Below are 4,920 nucleotides of genomic sequence, written 5' to 3'. Positions count from 1 at the left end.
CCCACAACTCCTTCTGTTATTACTTTACTTGGACTTGTGTGTACACCGTAGCCTATCAAAGCTTTCAGATTTGGGGATGTACTTCATAGCTGCCGTAAGTACTGTATTTTGAGTTAATTGAGTTTCAATAATTGAAAACCAGTGGCTTCAATATAAAATATGGTGTTTAACCCTGTGTTTTCCTTTACCTATGCCGATCTTGACAGCAGAAATCCTCTGCTTAGAAGCTGAAATATTTTCATTAGCCGAGTCTCAGCATCCAGAACCTCTGCTGTATGGTGTTACTGATGGAAAAGCTGTCGGAACTTACCTGGAACAGAAATTTCGACTTTACTTAAAAGCTAAGTACGATTTCATACAAGGAAACTCTGCAAGTGGTATTGATTTTCCGGGGTTGCTTATAGATATGAAGGTAACAAGTATTAGACAACCACAATCATCATGCCCATTCAAATCTGCACGCCAAAAAATTTTTGGGCTTGGCTATTCGTTGCTTATCTTTGTCTACGATAAGGCAGATAATAGTATAAACCGCACGGCTACTCTGAATATTTTGCATACCATTTACGTAAGTGCTGAAAGAACCGCAGATTTCCAGATGACACGTGGAATTTCTAGTATTTTAGAGAACGAAGGTAATAAAGATGACCTAATTGCTTTTATGCTCGATCGCAATTTGCCTGTTGATGAACTTGAAGCAAGTAACATCGCGGATGAAATATTGATAAATCAACCTTTACAGGGATTTTTGACTATTTCCAATGCTTTGCAATGGCGGCTTCAGTATGGGAGAGTGATAGAACGTGCTGGTCAAGAAAAAGGTATAATTACCGTTTATAGAGCTAATCCCTGATGCATACTGTTCAGAAACTTAAAGTAGAATACGGCGATTTTCAAACGCCGATAGAATTAGCCGATCAGGTATGTAAAAAGCTAGTAGCGCTTGGTGTTAAGCCACATATTATAATTGAGCCTACTTGTGGGATAGGAAATTTTGTTGAAGCTGCTTCATCTTGCTTTGACTCAGCAAAAAAAATTTTAGGAATTGAATTAAACATTGATTATTTTAGACAAATTATAGAACAAGAAAAGTTTTTACATGACCAAAGAATTGAAATTAAATGTGAAGATTTTTTTCAAGTAGATTGGTTATCACTAATAGGTGAATCAAATGAAGAAATATTAGTGCTTGGTAATTTACCTTGGGTAACAAACTCACAGCAGGGTAGTATTGGGGGCGTAAATTTGCCCAAAAAGAGCAATTTTCAAAATCATACTGGTTTAGATGCAATTACAGGAAAAAGTAATTTTGATATATCCGAATGGATGCTCATACAGTTTGTAAAATACTTACAAAAGCATAACAGTTATTTAGCGGTGCTTTGTAAAACTTCGGTTTCTAGAAAGATATTAAATCATATTTATTCTGAAAAGCTAAATCTTGCTTATTGTGCAGTTTATAAGATAGATTCTAAAAAATATTTTGATGCTGCTGTTGAAGCTTGCTTATTTTTCTGTAAGTTTGATTCAAATTCACAAGAATATTACTGTGATGTATTTGATAGTCTTGAAACCTCAGTTTGCTCTCGTATAGGCTATTTAAATAATATTCTTGTTAGGGATTTGATTACATTTAAAAAAATAGAAAGCTTATATAATAAGCAATCAAAAACAAAATGGCGTTCTGGTATTAAGCATGATTGCGCTAGCGTCATGGAATTTCGCAAAAATAATGACTACTTTATAAACGGGCTAGGAGAATCTTATGAACTCGAAGAAACTTATATTTTCCCTTTAATCAAAGGTTCTTCCGTTGCCCAAAATAAAACAAAAGCGACTGATCGATATATGTTAGTTACTCAAAGTCTCGTTGGCGAGTCTACTGAATCTATAAAATATTTAGCGCCTAAAACATGGGCATATTTAGAAAAGCACGAAAGTCTTTTAAATAATAGGAAAAGTAAAATTTATCATAATAGCCCTAGATTCTCTATTTTTGGTGTTGGTTCATATACTTTTGCACCTTGGAAAATAGCAATATGTGGACTTTACAAAAAATTAAGTTTTAGGTTAGTCGGTCAAATAAATCAAAAGCCTGTTATTTTTGATGATACTGTTTATTTTCTCAGCTTTTTTGATGAGGAAAGTGCATACGAATCATATCAACTTCTAACTTCTTCATTAGCGAAAGATTTTTATTCATCTCTAATATTTTGGGATGAAAAACGTCCAATTAAATCTAGTATTTTAAATAGTTTAAACTTGGCAGCTTTAGCAAAGCTAGTACTTTAATGTGCTGTTTAGCAATACAATTATTGGTTTTCATAAAGGCACTTGTCCCACCGCGCTACCTGCCGAAATTGAAAAACCTTTAACTTCAGTGATCGCTAATCAAACACAGAGGCAAGTAGAAGCAGGTAATTCCGCTTCGTTGTTGCCTGAAAACTCGGTTTCGGGTGGAGAAGTCAAAGCAGTTGATGAGGGTGAAGGTTCCGCCGCACCTATCCCCAGTGCTGAAAAATGGTCACATGAGGCGATAGTTGCAAGGGCAAATGCGCGACCGGAGCGTATGCAGAAACTGAAAGTGGCAGGAAATTCGGGGCAGAATCCGGGGTTTAACTTCTTGCAAGAGTGCTGGAGTAACGATCCGGCTTTACAGATCGTGATCAAAAAGCTTTTGGCGAAGTTTCCGCAGTGGGGGGTTGTGATCGTGGATGGGGTGTTGGTGGATTGGGAAGGGTAGCGATGTCTATAATAATTGGTAATTATCGATTCCTCAAGTCTGATATGCTGATTGTCTCAATCGGCATAAAATCTTTTCTATGTTTTACTCAAGAACTGCTGCTTTAATCTTTTTACAGATATCCACCCAAGCTTTACTCTCTTGTGCTAAGTTCAGGCTGTCTAAAGGTTGATTTGGAGGGTGCGCTGACTGATACTTTTCAATTTCTGTTTCGTCATAGTAGCTAAAACTCAAAGGTATCCAAATAATCCTGAGCCCTTCGGCTTCTGCCGCATCCAACAATGGGAGTAACTCATTATCAGCAATAAAATCTGATGCTAGAAAATCTGGGCTAACCAACAATACTGCTACTTTTGCTACTGCTAAAGCATTTTCAATTTCTTCGCGCCACTTAGCACCAGGTTGAATCTTGGTATCGTCCCACGCCAGCAGTTTTTGGTTACGAATCATTGGTTTGAGGTGTTTCTGGAGTTTGGTAAGCCACTCTTGATCTTGATGACTATAACTAACGAAAACTTGATTTCTGATTATGGGTTCAGACATAGGTATTTGTGAATTTGGTGGAGTCGGTAAAACATCATCAATCAATCTACGGACATCTACCATATCACCGCTATCCTGGCACTGGATTTGGTAGCGATTATTGTCCCGGAATTTGTACAACACTTCTTGGCGGTAAAAATGAGGCGTTTGACTATCCTTACAGCTTTCACAGTTGCAAGGAACAAGTGTTTGATATTTTAGGCGTTCGTAAGACTTATGGATTTTATCTAGTTCATGAGTGATAACTGTTAGCAATTCTTTCTTGGAGTTTCCTGCTACGCGGATATTAATTTCTCGCCGATTATATTGTTCAGTGATTTCGGCACGGGTTTGGTCTTTGCTGAGAACAACACCTGTTTTCCAAACGAGGGTTTGTTGTTCAATCCAAGGATGCGTCTCAGCAATAAAGCGGCTGAGGATGCCTTTGGGCATGAAGTCATAGGTGTAGCGTAGGATCAGGTTGTTGCGCTCGTCCCAGGTATAATAAGCTTTTTCCATGGAAAGTAATTGCGGGGCAATATAAGTGTCACGACGATCGCGGATTTCGTAGCAAAGCTTGAACCGCATCATTAATTGCAGGAGTTCATCTCGCATATCTGCATATTCACCATCTGGCCAAATATCTTTGAGGTTTTCTTTGGTAAAATAACCTAGATTTTGCCTGACGGTCTGATTATCCAAAACTTTGTAGACGGCAGTTGTCCCCCATTCCGGTTTGAGGATGACGTGATGTTTGAGTGTAGAATCGTCTTGAAAGTGCAGGCAAACGCCGAGGTCATGTAAATAGCTACTCAAGCGCAGCATATCTTTACGGTCAGTCAAATTATTTACTCGGCAAAGGTTACAGTATTCTTCAAAGCTGATGTAATTTCGGGAATCGTTCTCTAGGGCGCTTCTGACTCTTACCCAGAGTTTTGGTAGAGGTGTACCAACATAGTCAAGATTGCTGATGTATAGCTGAATAGCTTTTTTAATCTCTGTTAAACCGCGATTAGTATTTAAATTGGTTGCCAGTATTGTCTCCAGATTGCTGAATTCTCCTCGTAACTGTCCTTCATTTAATTCGCACTGACGGTCTTGTTTTTCGTTTTTGATAATGATAACTGGGCTTTTGTCGCTCAAGAGTTCGACAACCTTAAGCCACCAGTAAAAATCAGTGTTTTCTTTGCGAGTGTCGGCAACTAAGGCATAGAGAGAACGCTTGCTGAGGAAAAACTGATGGGTTTGGTGGTAGATTTCCTGACCGCCAAAATCCCAGATGTTGACGCGAAAATCTTTGCCATTGGGTTGTGTAAAGTGCCACTGGATCACGTCAATGCCTTCGGTTGATTTCTCATCTGGCTGGAGTTGGTAGGTTTCATCTGCAATTTTTTTGGCTAAAGAGGTTTTCCCGGCTCCTCCTTCACCAATAATTAATAATTTTGCTTCGTAGAAAGGTTCTGTTTCGGTTGGATTTTGCACCCGAAAATAGAAATCGAAAATTTGATTTACATCACCCGGATCTTCATATAATTTCTTCGACCCTAAAATCTCTGGTGGAATGGGGACTGGATTTCTACGAAGATCCAGCTTTTTCAAGTTTGACAGTTGCCTGATTTCCGGTGGCAGACTGCTCAGTTGATTATTACTAAGGT

The 4,920-nt window shown here is 38.5% G+C and carries 4 protein-coding genes; 3 read left to right on the top strand and 1 reads right to left on the bottom strand.

Annotation, left to right across the window (positions count from 1 at the left end):
* Positions 1 to 190: 190 nt before the first annotated feature.
* From RMY63_RS41145 to RMY63_RS41135, 3 genes are read left to right on the top strand one after another with little or no spacing between them, the layout of a single operon-like run.
* Positions 191 to 853, top strand: a complete 663-nt coding sequence (locus RMY63_RS41145; protein ID WP_322734184.1) for a restriction endonuclease — start codon at positions 191 to 193, stop codon at positions 851 to 853.
* Entirely contained in the window at positions 850 to 2,292 is a 1,443-nt protein-coding gene (locus RMY63_RS41140) for an SAM-dependent methyltransferase (RefSeq protein WP_322734185.1), read from the top strand. The genes RMY63_RS41145 and RMY63_RS41140 overlap by 4 nt, the downstream gene beginning before the upstream one ends.
* Position 2,293: 1 nt before the next feature.
* Entirely contained in the window at positions 2,294 to 2,743 is a 450-nt protein-coding gene (locus RMY63_RS41135; protein WP_322734183.1) for a hypothetical protein, read from the top strand.
* A gap of 84 nt (positions 2,744 to 2,827) precedes the next feature.
* On the opposite strand, the gene RMY63_RS41130 is transcribed toward RMY63_RS41135, so the two are convergent.
* Positions 2,828 to 4,920: COR domain-containing protein (locus RMY63_RS41130; protein WP_322734182.1), on the bottom strand; the 2,093-nt coding region annotated here is incomplete at its 5' end.

The sequence above is a fragment of the Nostoc sp. ChiQUE01b genome (assembly GCF_034531255.1).
Classification (GTDB): domain Bacteria; phylum Cyanobacteriota; class Cyanobacteriia; order Cyanobacteriales; family Nostocaceae; genus Nostoc.
This window is presented reverse-complemented; position numbering and strand designations above follow the sequence as displayed.